General features: G+C 60.2%; 17 protein-coding genes. 9 read left to right on the top strand and 8 right to left on the bottom strand.

The genetic code is table 11. The features are described 5' to 3' along the window. The first annotated feature begins 1 nt into the window (after position 1). From mce to GGD53_RS01520, 5 genes are all read left to right on the top strand, one after another. On the top strand, positions 2–406 hold the full coding sequence (gene mce, locus GGD53_RS01540; RefSeq protein ID WP_184452942.1) for a methylmalonyl-CoA epimerase: 405 nt from the start codon (positions 2–4) through the stop codon (positions 404–406). 154 nt (positions 407–560) lie between these two features. Beyond that, a complete protein-coding gene (locus GGD53_RS01535; RefSeq protein ID WP_184452940.1) occupies positions 561–836 on the top strand; it encodes a DUF1467 family protein in 276 nt (91 codons plus the stop codon). 589 nt (positions 837–1425) lie between these two features. Beyond that, positions 1426–2748, top strand: a complete 1323-nt coding sequence (gene proS, locus GGD53_RS01530; RefSeq protein ID WP_184452938.1) for a proline--tRNA ligase — start codon at positions 1426–1428, stop codon at positions 2746–2748. Between the two features lie 15 nt (positions 2749–2763). Beyond that, positions 2764–4068 carry a lipoprotein-releasing ABC transporter permease subunit gene (locus tag GGD53_RS01525; protein WP_184452936.1) on the top strand — a complete coding sequence of 435 codons (1305 nt, stop codon included), beginning with the start codon at positions 2764–2766 and terminating at the stop codon, positions 4066–4068. Positions 4069–4082: 14 nt separating this feature from the next. After that, positions 4083–4766 carry an ABC transporter ATP-binding protein gene (locus GGD53_RS01520; protein ID WP_184452934.1) on the top strand — a complete coding sequence of 228 codons (684 nt, stop codon included), beginning with the start codon at positions 4083–4085 and terminating at the stop codon, positions 4764–4766. A 10-nt stretch (positions 4767–4776) separates the two neighbouring features. On the opposite strand, the gene GGD53_RS01515 is transcribed toward GGD53_RS01520, so the two are convergent. Then, a complete protein-coding gene (locus GGD53_RS01515; protein ID WP_184452932.1) occupies positions 4777–5241 on the bottom strand; it encodes a DUF5680 domain-containing protein in 465 nt (154 codons plus the stop codon). 515 nt (positions 5242–5756) lie between these two features. Between GGD53_RS01515 and dnaE the strand changes: the two genes are divergently transcribed. Beyond that, the gene (gene dnaE, locus GGD53_RS01510) at positions 5757–9254 is read left to right on the top strand and encodes a DNA polymerase III subunit alpha (RefSeq protein WP_184452930.1); all 3498 of its coding nucleotides are present in this window, start codon (positions 5757–5759) and stop codon (positions 9252–9254) included. Positions 9255–9312: 58 nt separating this feature from the next. On the opposite strand, the gene GGD53_RS01505 is transcribed toward dnaE, so the two are convergent. Together GGD53_RS01505 and GGD53_RS01500 are read right to left on the bottom strand one after the other, a co-directional pair. Beyond that, positions 9313–10569 carry a L,D-transpeptidase family protein gene (locus GGD53_RS01505; RefSeq protein WP_184452928.1) on the bottom strand — a complete coding sequence of 419 codons (1257 nt, stop codon included), beginning with the start codon at positions 10567–10569 and terminating at the stop codon, positions 9313–9315. A 231-nt stretch (positions 10570–10800) separates the two neighbouring features. Beyond that, on the bottom strand, positions 10801–12093 hold the full coding sequence (locus tag GGD53_RS01500; RefSeq protein WP_184452926.1) for a DNA polymerase IV: 1293 nt from the start codon (positions 12091–12093) through the stop codon (positions 10801–10803). A 76-nt stretch (positions 12094–12169) separates the two neighbouring features. Between GGD53_RS01500 and GGD53_RS01495 the strand changes: the two genes are divergently transcribed. After that, complete coding sequence (locus GGD53_RS01495) at positions 12170–12757, top strand: GNAT family N-acetyltransferase (protein ID WP_184452924.1); 588 nt, start codon at positions 12170–12172, stop codon at positions 12755–12757. Here GGD53_RS01495 and GGD53_RS01490 read toward each other — a convergent pair. After that, complete coding sequence (locus GGD53_RS01490; protein ID WP_184453493.1) at positions 12732–13406, bottom strand: hypothetical protein; 675 nt, start codon at positions 13404–13406, stop codon at positions 12732–12734. The two genes, GGD53_RS01495 and GGD53_RS01490, sit on opposite strands and share 26 nt — an antisense overlap. Beyond that, on the bottom strand, positions 13403–13711 hold the full coding sequence (locus GGD53_RS01485) for a DUF3572 domain-containing protein (protein WP_184452921.1): 309 nt from the start codon (positions 13709–13711) through the stop codon (positions 13403–13405). The genes GGD53_RS01490 and GGD53_RS01485 overlap by 4 nt, the downstream gene beginning before the upstream one ends. A gap of 133 nt (positions 13712–13844) precedes the next feature. Between GGD53_RS01485 and GGD53_RS01480 the strand changes: the two genes are divergently transcribed. Both GGD53_RS01480 and GGD53_RS01475 read left to right on the top strand, forming a co-directional pair. Continuing rightward, positions 13845–14216 (top strand): response regulator, encoded by a 372-nt coding sequence (locus GGD53_RS01480; protein ID WP_003547430.1) that lies wholly within the window; start codon positions 13845–13847, stop codon positions 14214–14216. An 18-nt stretch (positions 14217–14234) separates the two neighbouring features. Further along, entirely contained in the window at positions 14235–15608 is a 1374-nt protein-coding gene (locus GGD53_RS01475; RefSeq protein ID WP_184452919.1) for a PleD family two-component system response regulator, read from the top strand. A 745-nt stretch (positions 15609–16353) separates the two neighbouring features. Here the strand turns inward: GGD53_RS01475 and rpmG are convergent. From rpmG to GGD53_RS01460, 3 genes are all read right to left on the bottom strand, one after another. Then, a complete protein-coding gene (gene rpmG / locus GGD53_RS01470; RefSeq protein WP_003587245.1) occupies positions 16354–16521 on the bottom strand; it encodes a 50S ribosomal protein L33 in 168 nt (55 codons plus the stop codon). A 92-nt stretch (positions 16522–16613) separates the two neighbouring features. Then, positions 16614–17798, bottom strand: a complete 1185-nt coding sequence (locus GGD53_RS01465; RefSeq protein ID WP_184452917.1) for an MFS transporter — start codon at positions 17796–17798, stop codon at positions 16614–16616. Between the two features lie 250 nt (positions 17799–18048). Continuing rightward, entirely contained in the window at positions 18049–18501 is a 453-nt protein-coding gene (locus tag GGD53_RS01460; RefSeq protein WP_184452915.1) for a DUF983 domain-containing protein, read from the bottom strand. Positions 18502–18512: the final 11 nt, after the last annotated feature.

Genomic DNA, 18512 nt, shown 5'->3' with positions numbered 1-18512 from the left:
CATGCTTGGCCGGGTAAACCACATCGCCATCGCTGTCCCCGACCTCGCATCGGCGACGGCCGCCTACCGCGACACGCTGGGGGCCGCCGTATCGCAGCCGCAGCCTCTGCCGGAACACGGGGTCACCGTCGTCTTCGTCGAATTGCCGAACACCAAGGTCGAATTGCTGCAGCCGCTCGGGCAGGACTCGCCGATCGCAGCCTTCCTCGAAAAGAACCCGTCCGGCGGCATGCATCATATCTGTTACGAGGTGGACGATATCATCCTCGCCCGTGACCGGCTGGTCGCCGCCGGCGCGCGGGTGCTTGGCGATATCAAGCCGAAGACCGGCGCGCATGGCAAGCCGGTGCTCTTTCTGCACCCCAAGGATTTCTTCGGCACGCTGATCGAACTCGAACAAGCCTAAACCAAATACAATCGGCACTGCGGCAGAGTGACCGGCAGGCGGCGAAATCTGTCGTTCGCTTTGAATTGGACGCTATTCCGCCGTATAAGTGCGCCAGCTCCAAGCGGCACTTCGCTTCACGCGTTCTGTCGGCAAGACACCACCGGGAAAGATAATGCTCCAGACCTTCCTTCAGGGATTCGCCGTCTACTTCATCATCTGGTGGATGACGCTGTTCGCCGTTCTGCCGATCGGCCTGCGCACCCAGGCGGACGACAACGATATCGTGCTCGGCACGGTGCCAAGCGCACCCACCCGCTTTCGTGCCGCCTTCGTCTTTTCGCTGACGACGCTGATCTCGGCGCTGATCTATGGCATCTGGTATGTCTGCGACACCTATTTTGGCTGGGGCTTTGACGCCCTTCCACAACTCGGGCCTAGCTTCTATTGAGATAGCTTTTGCTCAAACTTTGAGCATATGCAAATCTTATCATGGAAATCCAGCTCGCATATTGGCGTCTGGTGTTGCGTTTAGAGAGCTCGCCTAACGGAATGAGAGGACTCACCTTACGGAAGCCGTCTGGAGTTTGAACGGGAGGAGAGGGCAAAAAACCAAAAAAAAACAAGGCTAAAAGCCTTGTTTTAAGTATCGCGTGATCTGTAACCGTTGCCGGGGCTGCGACGAGCGCGCCTAAGATCTGATCCTCCCAAGACTTGACCGCGAAATGGCAAGAATTAACTTCCTTGCCTGTTTTGTGAGCTAAAGCTAGCTCAAACATTGGGCTTTGTCATTAGCTTTTTTTGCATTTTTGCTACACACCAGCAAAATTTTTCTGTTGACAAGATTTTCGTTCAAGTCCTTATAAACACGCGCTTTTTCACGCCCTTTCATTTTGCGGGTGCGAACTAACGTGTCCGGGAGGCGACCGACAGCAGTTGCGGGTTTCCTTCCCCCCGCGAAGCGGCTATGAACGCTCCCACATTCACAATGTATCTTCGATTCCGCTCGCCAGCGGGATCTCAACTGCTCCGGAATCGCCATGCGTCTGTCTCGCTACTTCATGCCCATCCTTAAGGAAAACCCCAAGGAGGCGGAAATCGTCTCTCATCGGTTGATGCTGCGCGCCGGCATGATCCGCCAGCAGTCTCAGGGCATCTATTCCTGGTTGCCGCTCGGCAAGCGAGTGCTTGACAAGGTCAACGCCATCATCCGCGAGGAGCAGAACCGCGCCGGCGCCATCGAGCTTTCGATGCCGACCCTGCAGTCGGCCGAGCTGTGGCAGGAAAGCGGCCGTTATGATGCCTATGGCAAGGAGATGCTGCGCATCAAGGATCGCCAGGACCGGCCGATGCTCTATGGTCCCACCAACGAGGAGATGGTGACGGACATTTTCCGCTCCTCGGTGAAATCCTACAAGGATTTGCCGCTCAACCTCTATCACATCCAGCTGAAATTCCGCGATGAGATCCGGCCGCGCTTCGGTACCATGCGCTCGCGCGAATTCATGATGAAGGACGCTTATTCCTTCGATCTGACGCGCGAAGGGGCGGAGCATTCCTATAATAAGATGTTCGCCGCCTATCTCAGAACCTTCGATCGGCTTGGCCTTCGCGCCATCCCTATGCGCGCGGATACCGGCCCGATCGGCGGCAATCTCAGCCATGAATTCATCATCCTCGCCGATACCGGCGAATCCGAAGTCTTCTGCCATAAGGACTTCGTCGGTTTCGATATTCCCGGCGAAAACACTGATTTCGACAGCGTCGAAGGCCTGAAGGCGATCTTCGACAAGTGGACCTCGCTCTACGCGGCCACCTCGGAAATGCACGACGAGGCTGCCTTCAACGCCGTTCCCGAAGCCGAGCGCCTTTCCGCCCGCGGCATCGAGGTTGGCCATATCTTCTACTTCGGCACGAAATATTCCGAGCCGATGGGCGCGAAAGTCCAGGGGCCCGACGGCAAGGAACACTTCGTCCACATGGGTTCCTACGGTATCGGTCCGACACGCCTTGTTCCCGCCATCATCGAAGCATCGCATGATGACAACGGAATCATCTGGCCGGCATCGGTCGCACCCTTCGATGTCGTCGTCATCAACATGAAGGCGGGCGATGAGGCCTGCGACGATACTTGTGAGCTGATCTACGCCGCGCTGAGAAAGGCCGGCAAGGATGTGCTCTATGACGACACCGACGACCGGGCCGGCACGAAGTTCGCGACCGCCGACCTGATCGGCGTACCTGTCCAGATCATCGCCGGCCCGCGTGCGGTCGCGAACGGCGAGGTCGAAGTGAAGGACCGCAAGACCGGCGCTCGTGAAACGATGACCATCGAAGCGGCGATCAACAGGTTCGTGGCTTAAGGAAACGGAGGCGAAATGGCAGAGGCAGCAGTGGACCGGAGTTCAAAATCCGGCTTGGGTCCGGCTGGCAAGCCATTTTCCACCTTTGAGCGCCTCGTGGCGTGGCGTTATCTGCGCGCCCGCCGCAAGGAGGCCTTCATTTCGGTGATTGCCGGCTTCTCCTTCGTCGGCATCATGCTCGGCGTTGCGACGCTGATCATCGTCATGGCCGTCATGAACGGCTTTCGCACCGAACTCGTCTCGCGCATCCTCGGCATCAACGGTCATATGATCGTGCAGCCGGTCGACGGCCCCTTCACCGATTATGCCGACCTCACCAGCAGGTTCGCCGCCGTGCCCGGCGTCAAGATGGCGTTGCCCTTGGTGGAAGGCCAGGTGCTTGCCTCCGCCCAGGCCGGCGGCAGCACCGGCGCTTTGGTGCGTGGCGTCCGCGCTGAAGACCTGACCAAGCTCAAAGCGATCTCTAATAACATCAAGTCCGGCGACATGGTGGGCTTTGCCTCGGGTGAAGGCGTGCTGATCGGCACCCGCATGGCCGATCAGATGGGTCTGCGCGTCGGCGATCTCATCACCCTGACCTCGCCGGAAGGCGACATCACACCGATGGGCGTCAATCCGCGAGTCAAATCCTACAAGATCTCCGGCCTGTTCGAGATCGGCATGTCGGAATATGACTCGTCGATCATCTTCATGCCGCTCGAGGAAGCGCAGCTTTACTTCAATGCCGCCGGGCTGGTGCAGTCGATCGAGCTCTTCGTCGATCACCCCGACGATATCGACGCCCTGAAGCCCAAGGTGGAGGAGGCGGCCGGCCGCCAGATCAACCTCACCGACTGGCGCCAGCGCAACCAGACCTTCTTCTCCGCACTCCAGGTCGAGCGCAACGTCATGTTCATGATCCTGACGCTGATCGTGCTCGTGGCGGCGCTCAACATCATCTCCGGCCTCATCATGCTGGTGAAGGACAAGGGCAGCGATATCGCCATCCTGCGCACCATGGGAGCCAGCGCCGGCGCCATCATGCGCATCTTCTTCATGACCGGGGCGGCGATCGGTATCGTCGGCACCCTTGCCGGCGTGCTGCTCGGCGTTCTCGTCTGCGTGAATATCGAATCCATTCGCCAGTTCTTCTCCTGGATCTCCGGCACCGTGATTTTCAATCCGCAGGTCTATTTCCTCAGCCAGCTGCCGGCCGAGATGGATATCAGCGAAACGATCTCGGTGGTCATCATGGCGCTCAGCCTCTCCTTCATCGCCACCATCTTCCCGGCATGGCGCGCCTCCAGGCTCGATCCGGTGCAGGCCCTGCGCTACGAATAAGGAATGCCGCATTCATGAATCGAAACGTCGTCCTCAATCTTACCGGCGTCGAGCGCCATTACGGGCAGGGCGATACGCTGCTCACGATCCTGAAGGGAGCGGATTTTTCGCTGTCGAAAGGGGAGATTGTCGCCCTTGTCGCCCCCTCCGGCACCGGCAAGTCGACGCTGCTGCATGTCGCCGGCCTGCTCGAGCATCCCGACGGCGGCGAGGTTACCATCAACGGTCATGCCTGCGATGGCCTTTCCGATGAGAAGCGCACGGCGATTCGCCGCCGCGAGATCGGCTTCGTCTATCAATTCCACCATCTCCTGCCGGAATTTTCGGCGCTTGAGAACATCATGATGCCGCAGCTGATCGCCGGTCTGTCCTGGAAGGAAGCCCGGGAGCGAGCCGGCCAGCTTCTCGATTATATGCGCATCGGCCATCGCGGTTCGCATCGCCCGGCTGAACTTTCCGGAGGCGAACAGCAGCGCGTCGCGATCGCCCGTGCCGTCGCCAATGCGCCGACGCTGCTGCTTGCCGACGAGCCGACCGGCAATCTGGATCCGGAAACGGCAAGTTACGTCTTCGATGCGCTGGAGGCGCTGGTGCGCCAATCCGGCCTTGCTGCCCTCATCGCCACCCACAATCACGAACTCGCCGGCCGCATGGATCGGCGCGTCACGATCTCCGATGGCAAGGTCGTAGAGTTTTAGTCTAAGGCGATTACGGGGTCACAAGCCCGCCACGGTAATCGAGCACATAGGCCTTCCGGCCGGCGACCATGATGTATTCATGGCCGCTGAATCGCTCGCAGCCACCTTCGCTGCGGTCGACATAGCGGCCGAACGGATGATTGAATTCCATTCCGCCGAGAAAGCGGCCCTCCCGATACATTGCCGACAGCGCCGCCTTGATCACCGTTCCGGCGGCTCTGCCGTCGATGAGATCGGACGCGACGACGCAGCCGAAATAATTCATCGCCCAGACGGGTTCGCCGGCAAACCAAACCACTTCCTGTCCGGCGAAATCGGTGCCGCCGAAATAGCTGTCGAGATAACGCCAGTCGCCGCTGAAGTAGCCGATATCATGGGCACCCAGCCGGCAGGGCGGGCGAGGCACGCCGCCGCCGACATAGGTCGCGGCTTTCGCCTCTACGATGAAGTCGCTCAGCATTGCGGTGTCGATCATTATCATCTTCCTCCCAGCCTCACTGATACGGATATAGCAGAACATTGAGAACAAAAGAAGAACAAAAGAGCGAGCATTGCTCGATCGCCTTGGGGCAGGTGCATCAGACATCGGATGCGCTGTACGGATCCGTTCGACAGGCGATGCCGAGCCGGTCGCGCAAAGCATGTTCAAAGCCAGCGCCGAGGCGGGGCTCGATTCGCAGCCGGGAATCGGCATTTTTCAAACGCAAGCGCGGAGGAAAAGATTCCTGTTGACATAGGAACATAGATGGAACAAATTGAAAACATAACGAGTAAAGGAGAGCCAGATGACTGACATGATCCGTGATATCGCAGCATTCACCTCCATCGCAATGTTCGTTGCCAGCTTCTCGCTTATCGTCATCGCGATCTAAAGTTTTCAGGGGATCGCATGGCAGTCATGCGGTTCGCACGCGGGTCTTCGTCTGGACATCATCGCCCTCAATGCCGACAATGCATCCGATTCATTTCGGCTGACTGGGAAGGCATATCATGGCGGAGACGGAAAAGGGTTCAATGGGTGAGGCGACCGGCGGCACGCCGGGCTTCATCCACCTGAGGGTCCACTCCGCCTATTCGCTTCTCGAGGGCGCGCTGCCTCTGAAGAAGATCCTCTATAAGGCGACCGGCGACAGTCAGCCGGCGATCGCCATTACCGACACCAACAATCTCTTCGTCGCCCTTGAATTCTCCCAGAAGGCAATGGACGAGGGCCTGCAGCCGATCATCGGCTGCCAGGTCTCGATCGACATGGAAGACGGATTGGAAAGCGAAAAGCGCGGCGGTCAGCCGGCCCTGATCAAGCTGCCGTCGATCGTTCTTCTTGCCGCGACGGAGGCTGGTTACGAAAGGCTGGTCGATCTCGTCAGCCGCGCCTATCTCGGCGGCGATAGCAACCAGGCCATTCATATCAGAGCCTCTTGGCTGGAAGAGGCAGGCACGGAAGGGCTGATCGCCTTGACCGGCGCTCTGACCGGGCCGGTCGACGCGGCTGTCAGGGAAGGCCATTCCGCCCAGGCGGAAGCCCGGCTGCTCACGTTGAAGCGTCTCTTCGGCGACAGGCTCTATGTCGAGTTGCAGCGGCACGGCACCTACGACAAGCGACATGAGCAAAAGATCGTCGGGCTTGCCTATGCCCACGATCTTCCGCTGGTCGCCACCAACGAAGCCTTCTTTCCGACCCGCGACGATTACGACGCCCATGACGCGCTGATGGCGGTCGCCCACAACGCCATCGTCTCCGACGACAGCCGCTTTCGCCTGACGCCGGATCATTATCTGAAAAGCCGGGCCGAGATGGCCAAGCTCTTCGCCGACCTGCCGGAAGCGCTTGAGAATACGATCGAGATCGCCAGGCGCTGCTCCTTCGTGTTGAAGACCCGAAAGCCGATTCTGCCGCGTTTCACGGGCGCCACCGACGAGGCCGAGGAGGCCGAACGCGCCGAGGCGGGCGAATTGCGCCGTCAGGCTGTGGAAGGGCTGGACATGCGGCTTTCGACACTCGGCATGTCGCCCGGTTATGAGGAAAAGGATTATCGCGAGCGGCTGGAGTTCGAGCTCGGCGTCATCGAGCGCATGCGCTTCCCGGGTTACTTCCTGATCGTTTCCGACTTCATCAAATGGGCCAAGCAGCATGATATTCCAGTCGGTCCCGGTCGTGGCTCGGGCGCCGGTTCGCTGGTCGCCTATGCCTTGACGATCACCGATGTCGACCCGCTGCGCTTCTCGCTGCTGTTCGAGCGCTTCCTCAATCCGGAACGCGTCTCGATGCCTGACTTCGACATCGACTTCTGCCAGGACCGCCGCGAAGAGGTGATCCGCTACGTCCAGGCCAAGTACGGCCGCGAGCAGGTGGCGCAGATCATCACCTTCGGTTCGCTGCAGGCGCGCGCCGCACTTCGCGACGTCGGACGCGTGCTGGAAATGCCTTACGGCCAGGTCGACAAGATCTGCAAACTCGTGCCGAACAATCCGGCCAATCCGACGCCGCTCTCCAAGGCGATCGAAGAGGAGCCGAAGCTGCAGGAGGAGGCGGCGAAGGAACCGGTGGTCGCGCGGCTGCTCGACATCGCCCAGAAGATCGAAGGGCTTTATCGCCACGCCTCGACGCATGCCGCCGGCATCGTCATCGGTGACCGGCCGCTGTCCAAGCTGGTGCCGATGTATCGCGATCCGCGCTCCGACATGCCCGTCACCCAGTTCAACATGAAATGGGTGGAGCAGGCCGGCCTCGTCAAGTTCGACTTCCTCGGTCTGAAGACGCTGACCGTGCTGAAGGTCGCCGTCGATTTCGTCGCCAAGCGCGGCATCAAAGTCGATCTTGCGGCCATTCCTCTCGACGACAAACTCACCTACGAGATGCTGTCGCGCGGCGAGACGGTCGGCGTGTTCCAGGTGGAAAGTGCGGGCATGCGCAAGGCGCTGATCGGCATGAAGCCGGACTGCATCGAGGACATCATCGCGCTGGTGGCACTTTACCGCCCCGGCCCGATGGAGAACATCCCGACTTACAATGCCCGCAAGCACGGCGATGAAGAGCTGGAATCGATCCATCCGATGATCGACCACCTGCTCAAGGAAACGCAGGGCGTCATCGTCTACCAGGAACAGGTGATGCAGATCGCCCAGGTCCTGTCGGGCTATTCGCTTGGCGAAGCCGACCTTCTGCGCCGCGCCATGGGTAAGAAGATCAAGGCGGAGATGGACCAGCAGCGCGAACGCTTCGTCGTCGGCGCCGTCAAGAACGGCGTATCGAAGCCGCAAGCCGACAACATCTTCGAACTCTTGGCGAAGTTCGCAAACTACGGCTTCAACAAGTCGCACGCCGCCGCCTACGCCATCGTCTCCTACCAGACGGCCTACATGAAGGCGCATTATCCGGTCGAATTCCTCGCCGCCTCGATGACGCTCGACATGTCCAATACGGAAAAGGTCAATGATTTCCGTCAGGACGCCAAGCGGCTCGGCATCGAGGTGATCGCGCCTTCGGTGCAGACCTCCTTCCGCCATTTCGAGACCGGCGACAATCGTATCTACTATGCGCTGGCCGCCCTCAAAGGCGTCGGCGAATCCGCCGTCGACCACATCGTCGAGGTGCGTGGCGACAAGCCTTTTGCCAGCATCGAGGATTTCTGCCTGCGCATCGATCCGCGCCAGGTGAACCGCCGCGTGCTCGAAAGCCTGATCTATGCCGGCGCCTTCGATTGTTTCGGCACCGACCGAGCCCAGCTTGCCGCCGGCCTCGACCGCATCCTCGGTTATGCCCAGCGCGCGCAGGAAAACAAGCTGAGCGGCCAATCGGACATTTTCGGCAGCGCATTAAACTCAGGCCCGGAGAAGATCTCCTTGCCGCCCTATTCACCCTGGCTGGCTTCTGAGCGGCTGCTTAAGGAATTCCAGGTGCTGGGCTTCTATCTCACAGCCCACCCGCTCGATTCCTACAACAACATCCTGCAGAAGATGCGTGTGCAGACCTTTGCCGAGTTTTCTCAGGCGATCAAGCAGGGGGCTGCCAATGCGCGCCTTGCCGGAACCGTCATCTCCAAGCAGGAGCGTAAGACCCGCACCGGCAACAAGATGGGCATCATTGTCTTTTCCGATTCCTCGGGCCAGTTCGAGGCGGTGCTGTTTTCTGAGATGCTGAACCAGTATCGCGACGTGCTCGAGTCCGGGAAATCCTTCCTGCTGACCGCGACCGGTGAGGAGCGACCGGAGGGTATCGGCCTTCGCATCCAGACGATCCAATCGCTGGAGGAAAAGTCGCTGCAGATGCAGAAGGCGCTGCGCGTCTATGTCAGAGATTCCGGGCCACTGAAAATGGTTGCCGGCCATCTGAACGCCAAGGGCGACGGTCTGGTTTCCTTCATTGTCATCAAGGAAGAGGGCAAACGCGAGGTGGAAGTGGCGCTGCCGGAGAAATACCGCATCACGCCGGAGATTGCTGCCGCCCTTCGCGCCGCCCCCGGCGTCGTCGACGTCGAGCTTGTCTGATCAACCCGATTGATCCTGATCAACCCAGTTGATCCTGATCAACACCGGGTGACAGTCATCACCCCCGGGTGATCGTGATGAAATCCGTGCCTTCGCCGGTTTCGCGGCCAAGGCCGGTATCGGAGATCGTCAACGTCGAGCCGGGCGCGATCAGCGCGTCGATCCTGCGGCGTGTTTCGTCGGGGATCGTGATGCGGCTGAGCGAACGGGCGATCGGTCTGCCTGTGACGATCGAGCTTTCCTGATTGGTGATCCCGAGCCGCTTCATCGTCTCGCGGGAGAGATTGTTCTCGAGCGTGATGCCTAGCCAATCCGCCGTGCCGGCCTGTTCATCGACGGCATGCAGCGTAAAGAAATGCGTGCCGAGCGCCAGTCCCGGATCGGCGATCGTTACCGGCGCTTCGAAGATTGGCTTGAAGGCCTGCCGCACCATAATGACGCCGTTCGGCGGCTCGCCCTTGCCGGTTGCGGCATAGACGGATTTGAGCAACGCGTCGGAGACCAGGCTGCTGTCGCCGGCAAATTCCGCCGGCCGCAGCATCTTGAAGGCGTTGATCGCCTGCACGGTCGACGGACCGAGCAGGCCGTCCGGATCGCCGGCGGAAAAGCCGAGCTGATTGAGTAGCGTCTGGATGTCGATCACCGTCTCGCGCAGCGTGCGTCGCGTGACCAGCATGCTGATCGGCTCGGATGGCGGCCGGATCTCCGGCGCGGTAACCGGCGACACCGCCGGCATCGGCATCGCGGCGCTGTCGTTCATGGCCACCTGCACCGGTGTCCCGGGACTGACGGCTATGGACGGCCGCAGTTCGACATCCGAAAGCAGCGGCATCGCTGCCGGCGCATCGGGGCGGAAAAGGTTCGGATGGTCGATCGGCTGCGGCACCAATTCGTCGTCGCTGATGATGACGGGAATGCCGGGCTCGGTCATTCGGTAGAGCATTTTTGCGAAGGCGCCGGGCATGCGCACGCAGCCGTGCGAGGCCGGATAACGCGGCACGGAATTGGATTCGTGCAGCGCGATGCCGGACCAGGTCAGCCGTTGCATGAATGGCATCGGGGCGGCCGAATAGAGGTTGGATTCGTGGTATTTCTGCTTTTCGAGCACCGAGAAGATGCCGCTCGGTGTCGTATGGCCGTTCTTGCCGGTCGAGACCTTCGAGGTCGCGACGACCTCGGTGCCGTCATAAACCGCAAGCGACTGCTTGTTCTTCGAGACGAAGATCTGCAGCGTGCGTGCATCCGCGGCAAGAGCAGGGTGCACGAGTGCGGTGGCCGACAGCAAGCCCAGGCCGAAGACGAGACGCGAAAACATGATACCCAACCATACGCAATACTGGTTCGGCACATTACGGGACGAAGTTTAAGGAAGATTTTAAAACCCGGACTCGTCGGCTCGCCCGGAGCGGTGCAGCGCTTCCGCGATAACGACACGCATAAGATAAAAGGCAAGCATGTCGCATGAATCAAAGTTTGAGTTGTCTATCTTAAGGCATTGTTTTTCGAATGCATTTCGAAAGCCGCGGTACGCTTTACGCGAGATGTTCTAGTGATCGCGCTTGCTGCTGCCGAAGGTGTAGCCGGTCTCGACCGTGTTCTTGCCGAACTTGTCGCGCAGCTTGTCCATCGCCGCTTCGGCCGCTGCCCGCCGGCCTGACTGCCGGTCGATCAGGTCGGGCGGATCGGCGCGAGCGGCATCGCCGAGATCGGTGACGCCGATGCCGATCAGGCGGAATTTCGTCCCGTCCGTTTCCTTTTCGAGAAGCTCGAGCCCGATGCGGAAGATCCTGTCGGCAAGCTGGGTCGGGTCCTCGAGCTTGCGGTTGCGGGTGCGCGTCTTGAAGTCGGCGCTCTTCATTTTCAGCACCACGGTCTGGCCGGCGATATCGTTTTTCTTCAGCCGCCAGGAAACCTTTTCGGAAAGGTTGCGCAGGATCGGCACCAGATCGTCGTGGCGCGAGATGTCGTCGAAGAAGGTCGTTTCGGCCGAAACGCTCTTGGCGGCGTCGTTGAGATGCACCTCGCGGTCGTCGATGCCGCGCGACAGCCGGGCGAGCCGCTGGCCGATGCTGCCGTAGCGGCGCATCAGGTCGTTCTCCTCCATTTGCTGCAGCTGGCCGATGGTGCGGATGCCGTCCGCCTCCAGCGTCGCGGCAAAGGCCTTGCCGACGCCCCAGATGGTGGTGACGGGACGCGGCGCCAGAAATTCCACCGCTTCTTCACGGCCGATGACGGAAAAGCCGCGCGGCTTCTGCAGGTCGGAAGCGACCTTGGCGAGGAATTTGCAATAGGAAAGCCCGACCGAAACGGTAATGCCGATCTCCTTTTCGATGCGGCGAGCGAATTTGGCGAGCGTACGCGCCGGTGGATCGTGATGCAGCCTCTCCGTGCCGCCCAGTTCCAGGAAGGCTTCGTCGATCGAAAGTGGCTGCACCAGCGGCGTCAGATCCTGCATCAGCGCGCGCACCTGGCGCCCAACCTGGACATATTTCTCCATGTCCGGGCGTATGACGATGGCCTGAGGGCATGCCTCCAGCGCCTTGAACATCGGCATCGCCGAACGCACGCCGTGGATGCGGGCGATATAGCAGGCAGTGGAGACGACACCGCGTTTGCCGCCGCCGATGATGACCGGCTTATCGGCAAGTTCTGGATTGTCACGCTTCTCGACCGCCGCGTAGAAGGCGTCGCAATCGATATGGGCAAGTGTCAGTCGATAGAGTTCGCGATGGCGCACCAGGCGCGGGCTGCCGCAGGATAGGCAACGGCGCGCCTCGCCCTTCTGCTCGGCAAGGCAGTCGCGACAGAAGCCGGGTGTCTTGTCAGGCGCGGGCATCATGGTGAGAACAAAGGTTGAACGGCGCGACACTACGCCTTAAGCTTATGAGTCACAAGAGAGGACGGGAGCTTTGCCTTTGGATAAAGATCTTCGTTTCGAGCCGGTGACGGCAGACCGATGGGGCGACTTCGAGACCCTGTTCGGCCCGCAGGGGGCTTTTTATAATTGCTGGTGTGTCGCGCTGCGCTTGCCGCATGCGGTGAGGACGACGATGACGGCCGACGAGCGCAAGACGCATATGCGCGAACGGATCGGGGCGGGGCCGCCGCCGGGGATCCTCTGTTATGCCGATGGCGGACCGGTCGCCTGGGTGCAGGTCGGGCCGCGCCACGACGTGCCGCAGTTCAATTCACCGCGCACCGTCTCGCGGCCGCTGGAGGAGGAGGATGCGCGTGATCCCTCTATCTGGGCAGTCAGCTGCTTCTTCCTGCTGCCGAAACTGCGCGGCAGGGGATTAAGTCATCGCCTGCTCGTCGGCGCGATCGATCATGCCCGGCGCCAGGGCGCGCGACTGCTCGAAGCCTGTCCGATCGATCATGTGAAGCAGTCGAAATCGGTGACGCTCTGCATCGGCTCGACGGCAATCTTCGACGCAGCCGGTTTCGAGACGATTGCCAGACGCAAGGACGGCCGTCCGCTCATGCGGCTGGAACTGCGCGGTTGACGGTACCGGAAAGGAAATGGGCCGCGATCAGCTCGGCCGCATGCGCCCAATCTGTGGCGCGGGTGATGTCGTCGGCTGCCGCCGGCGCGAAACGATGGACGGGCGAGTCCGGCATCAGGTGAATGAGCAGGCAATCGGCCATGTGTTCCCTGACCGAATGCAGATTGTGCGCCATATCGTCTATGAAAGCGACGGGAAAGGAGCGGCTGGCATGCAGTGCATGGACGATCGGCCCCTTGGGTTGCTCGCTGGCAAGCAGCGGAAAGAGCAGGCCGGCGCTGTCCAGCAGGCGGCGGCGCTGATCCTGGAACCGTGGCGGCATCGCCGTCAGGAAAAGGATATCGGCGTCCTGCGAAAGCCGGCCGAGCGTTTCGACGACGCGGTCGACCGGCGTCTGCCACAATTCCTGCGCTTCGAAAAAATCTTCGATCAGCCGGCTGACCTGCCGGCCCTCGATCTCCGTGCCGTCCGCTTTCGAGACAATGTTGCCGTGGAGCCGGAACGATCGCGGCAGGAATTCGTGACCCAGGCTTTGGAGAAAAAGCTGGAAGGGGTCGATGAACCGCAGCACGACATCGTCGACGTCGCAGACGATCAGCGGCCGCTCGCCGAGGCGGATGTGCGAAATATCGAGCTCTGTCACGCTCAGTATTCTCCCGAATCGAGCCCCGGCGAAGAGAAATGCCGCCAGGCGGCGGTTATCGTCTCCGGGCTGAGGCCGCTCGCCGAGCAGAAGGCCATCGCCGTCGGTTCGTGGTTCATCAGGAAGTCCATCATGCCTGACAGGAACCCCGGATCGTTGACCGCGTTGCGCACTTGCTCGGGCGCCACGCCGGTGAGTGCGAGGAAGCGGCCGAACATGTCGGGATCGGCGGCAAGCCAGCCGAGCACGGCGATCGCCGTCTCGTGCGGGTCGGCCGCCTGTTGTTTCGAAGTCTTGAAGTTGCTTTGCATTTCGAGGGGTAAGTTACCTTTTCTTCAACCAAATACCGGTAGCGTGCACTATCGGTTTCACGGAGCTATTCATCCGCATGTGCCTTTCTCATGGGACGAACCGCTGCGCGAACGGACGTAGGGACAGCTTGTCATGCCCAAACAGGTGATGATTGTAGAAGATAACGAGCTCAACATGAAGCTCTTTCGCGACCTCATCGAGGCGTCCGGCTATACCACCATCCAGACGAGAAATGGCATGGAGGCGCTCGATCTGGCGCGCAAGCATCGTCCCGACCTCATCCTGATGGATATCCAGCTTCCCGAGGTCTCCGGCCTCGAAGTCACGAAATGGCTGAAGGAAGATGACGAGCTGCACGTCATTCCAGTCATCGCCGTCACGGCTTTCGCCATGAAGGGCGATGAGGAGCGGATCCGCCAGGGCGGCTGCGAAGCCTATGTTTCCAAACCGATCTCGGTTCCGAAATTCATCGAGACGATCAAGACCTATCTGGGCGATGCCTGACGCATCGGAAAGACGCTTATGACCGCGCGAATACTGGTGGTTGACGATATTCCGGCCAACGTGAAGCTGCTTGAAGCGCGGCTGCTCGCGGAGTATTTCGACGTGATGACCGCTGCCGACGGTCACGAAGCGCTGGCAATCTGCGAGCGCAACCAGGTCGACCTGATCCTGCTCGACATCATGATGCCCGGTATCGATGGTTTCGAGGTCTGCGAGCGGCTGAAGGCCAGTCAGAAGACCGCCCATATTCCGGTCGTCATGGTCACCGCACTCGACCAGCCGGCCGATCGCGTACGCGGTCTGAAGGCCGGCGCCGACGATTTTCTCACCAAGCCGGTCAACGATCTGCAGTTGATCTCGCGGGTGAAGAGCCTCCTGCGGCTGAAGACGTTGAGTGACGAGCTGCGCATCCGCGCCGACACCGCTCATACGATGGGCATGGGCGATCTGATGCGGGCAGGCGAAGGCCGTGGCGACGAGGCCGGCCAGGTGTTGTTGGTCGATGGCCGCGCCAATTCGCAAGAGCGCATCGTCAGGGCGTTGAAGCCCGTCGCCGATGTGCTTGCGCTCTCCGATCCGCAGGCAGCCCTCTTCGAGGCGGCCGAAAACACGTTCGATCTCGTCATCGTCAATGCCAATTTCGACGATTACGACCCGCTTCGCCTCTGCTCGCAACTTCGCTCGCTGGAGCGCACACGCTTCCTGCCAATCCTGATCATCACCGAGCAGGGGGCTGACGACATGGTCGTTCGCGCGCTTGATCTCGGCGTCAACGACTACATCATCCGGCCCGTCGATCCCAACGAGCTCGTCGCCCGCAGCCTGACGCAGATCCGTCGCAAGCGTTATAACGACCGCTTGCGCGCCAGCGTCAAGCAGACGATCGAGCTTGCCGTGACCGATCCGCTGACTGGCCTTTACAACAGACGTTATCTCGACAATCACCTGAACGTGCTCTTCAACCGGTCGATGGCGCGGGGGCGGCCGCTTTCGGTGCTGATCACCGATATCGACCGTTTCAAGCAGGTGAACGACACGTATGGCCATGATGGTGGCGACGAAGTGCTGCGCGAATTCGCAAACCGCGTCCGTTCGACCATCCGCGGCGCCGATCTCGCCTGCCGTTACGGTGGGGAGGAATTCGTCGTGGTGATGCCGGACACCTCGCCGGAAGTTGCCGCCGCCGTCGCCGAGCGCCTGCGCGCGGCTGTCGAAAGCGCTCCCTTCCTGCTGAAGCGCTCAAGTGAAGCCCTGAGCGTCACCGCGTCCTTCGGCATCGCCTCGCGCATTGGCGCGGTGCTGACCCCGGACCAGCTGATGAAGCAGGCCGATCTTGCTCTTTACGAGGCCAAGAATACCGGCCGCAATCGCGTGGTCGCAGCGGCTGCCTGACGAATCACTTGGGTGCCATACGCGCCATTTGCGGGTTTTCCACTGCGGTAAGCGATTTATTACCGATTTTTAACCTTCGCCTGTGCGACTCGGGCCCAAATTTTGCAGCCCGGTAGCCCAAAATGGACTCCCGGCGTTGCTGTGGATATGGTGCGGCGCGACAGTCTCCGGAATGCCGGAGCCTAGCCCGAAATGAAATGAAGACTATAAAAAACGCCCGCCGCCAACAGGGTCAAATAAAGCGTGGCGACATCACCTCACGTAAGGGGAGGGGCTGCTTAAGTTATCAAGTTATATTGTCGAACTTCTTCGAGCCCGTCGTCATTAGGCTTAGCCGTCAAGTTGGAGCCGTCGAATCTTTGTATGTTCCAAAACTGGACTTTTAACCATAGAATCAAGCTCGGAAAATTCATCATTAAGAATTTGTTGATTTTCTTTCATTTCTGCGCAAATTATCGCTCATAAAAGAAGCGCTCCCGCAGAGGAGCTGTCGATACCCCATGATGCTCAGGTCCGCCGCATCTCCTGGGTCGTGGGGTCGGTCGGCTAGTAGGCAAGTCATAACGGTTCCTCGTGCCGTTTTGCATGCTGGCCGACCCCCTTTCAAGAAAACGCCGCCACTTCCCGAAGATGGAAGGGCGGCGTTTGTCTGTTTGCGCTATCATTTTCCAAGGCCATCCTGCGGGCAATAAAAAACGCGCAACCCAGAGGCGCGCGCTTTTTTTAAATCCCTCAGGCCAAGTGATTACTTGATCTTGGTTTCCTTGAACTCGACATGCTTCTTCGCAATCGGGTCATACTTCGTCTTCGTCATCTTGTCCGTCATCGTACGGCTGTTCTTCGTCGTGACGTAGAAGAAACCGGTGTCGGCTGTCGACAGCAGCTTGATCTTGATTGTTGTAGCCTTGGCCATGGTCGTCCTGCCTTTAAGAAAATGAAAGCCGTGGAAGCCGGAAGGGCTCCACGGCAAATTCTGGCGCGAAACTACGAATCCCGCCCGAAAAGTCAAGTCCGTTTTCGAACGAACATCAATCTGATGCCGGAAAGTAGGGCATAAAGACCGAAGAAGGCGGCAATCGCCCAGGCAAAACCATTGTTTCCGGCGACGTCGATTGCTGCGCCGATCACCTGTGGCCCAGCCACGGTTCCCATCGCATAACAGAAGACGAATGCGGCATTGGCGGCAGCCAGATCGGAGCCCGTCAGCCGCGAACCGAGATGGCTGAGCCCGACCGTGTAGAGGCCGGAGACGCAGCCGCCCCAGAAGAGCAGCATCCCGGCCATCAGCAGCCAGTTGTTGACAAGGATCGGCAGCGTCATCGAGCCGATAAAGCCCATCAGCGCCATCCCTGCCAGAAGCGGTCGCTTGTCGCGGATACGGTCGGAGAGTAGGCCGAGAGGAATCTGGAAGATGACGTTGCCGACGCCCATCATGGTGAGCAGCAGCGCCGCCTGCGATTCGGTGAATTGGGCGCGCACGGCAAAAATCGGGAAAAGTGACAGCCCGCCAGCTTCGACCGCGCCGAAGATGAAGACGGCCGCCGTCGCTGTCGGCACCAGCAGGACGTAGCGCATGAAATGCAGCTCCGGTTTTTCCTCGAGCACCGGGCTTTCGTCACGGGCGATGAAAATCGGAATGGCGGCAAGCAGGATGGCGCCCGCGCCGACCAGGAAGGGAAAGATGCCGTCGCTGCCGAGTATCGAAAAGAGCAGGGGGCCTGCGGCGAATCCGAGGGAAAGCACGGTCGCATAAATGCCGAGCACAAAGCCGCGCTTGGATGGCGGCGAGGCGGCGTTGATCCAGAATTCGGAGAGGATGAACAGCGTCGTCGTTGCGCCATGGAAGGCGAAACGCAGCGGAAACCACATCCAGAAATCCTCGGCATAATAGAAACCGAGCGCACTCAGCGCCGAAATCAGCACCGCCCAGAGCATCGTCGGCGCAACGCCGTATTTGTGAGCGAGCTTGGTGGTAACGGGTGCCGCGGCCATCGCCGAGATCCCGGCCATCGCCGTGTTGAGCCCGATCAAAGTGGATGAGATGCCGCGTTTTTCGAGGATGATGCTGAGAAGCGGGAGTCCGAGACCGATTGCTATGCCGACGGCTGAAATGGACGAGATGGCTGCCACCAGAGAAGGCCAATGGATTTCTTCGACATCGCCCGGTGTGCCGGTTCTCGGCTGAGACATTTATCCATCCTTAGAAAGCTGCGCGAGCGAATCGACCTCTCGCCTCACATAGAAGGGACACAGATGTGCCAAATCCAGGTGACGGGCGGCGTTTCGCAGTATTTCCGATGTGATCTGCGGAATGTAAAGCCTGTTCAGACAAGAAAAGCTTACCGTGTCAAGTCGTTGAAGATCGTTGACTCCCGCGTGTCGGTGGTGGTCGGTGGAGCGCTGGCACTACACGCTAAATATGTCTGGAAGGTGAAGGCGCTCAATCCGGCCGCCGTGGAAGCTCGTAATCATCGGGACTGTCGCTCTCGCCGCCGAAACCATGCATGCGCAACGCCCATTGCAGGCCGATGACGCCGCCCTTGATCGGCTGGATCGAGGCGAGCGCGGCGATGACCGTGATCGGCGCCCATATGGCAAGATGGACCCATACCGGCAACACGAAGGTCAGATCGGTCAGCATGTAGCCGCCGACGAGGACGTGGCCGAGGACCAGGATGACGATATAGGGCGGCAGGTCGTCGGAGCGATGGTGATGCATCGCCTCGCCGCAGGCGGCGCAATGATCGACCGGTTTCAGGAAGGCGCGGAAGAGCTTGCCGTTGCCGCAGGCCGGGCAGCGGTTCATCAGACCGCGCATGATGGAACGTCCGAGCGGGCGCTCGGCCTCGGGTCCATCGCCGTAGCGGACGACCGGATCGCTCGGTGTGTTCATTGCATCTTCCT

This window comes from Rhizobium aethiopicum, from assembly GCF_014197535.1.
GTDB classification, from domain to species: Bacteria; Pseudomonadota; Alphaproteobacteria; order Rhizobiales; family Rhizobiaceae; genus Rhizobium; species Rhizobium aethiopicum_A.
Note: the sequence above shows the minus strand (reverse complement) of the source record. Positions and strands in the feature narration are given on the sequence as shown.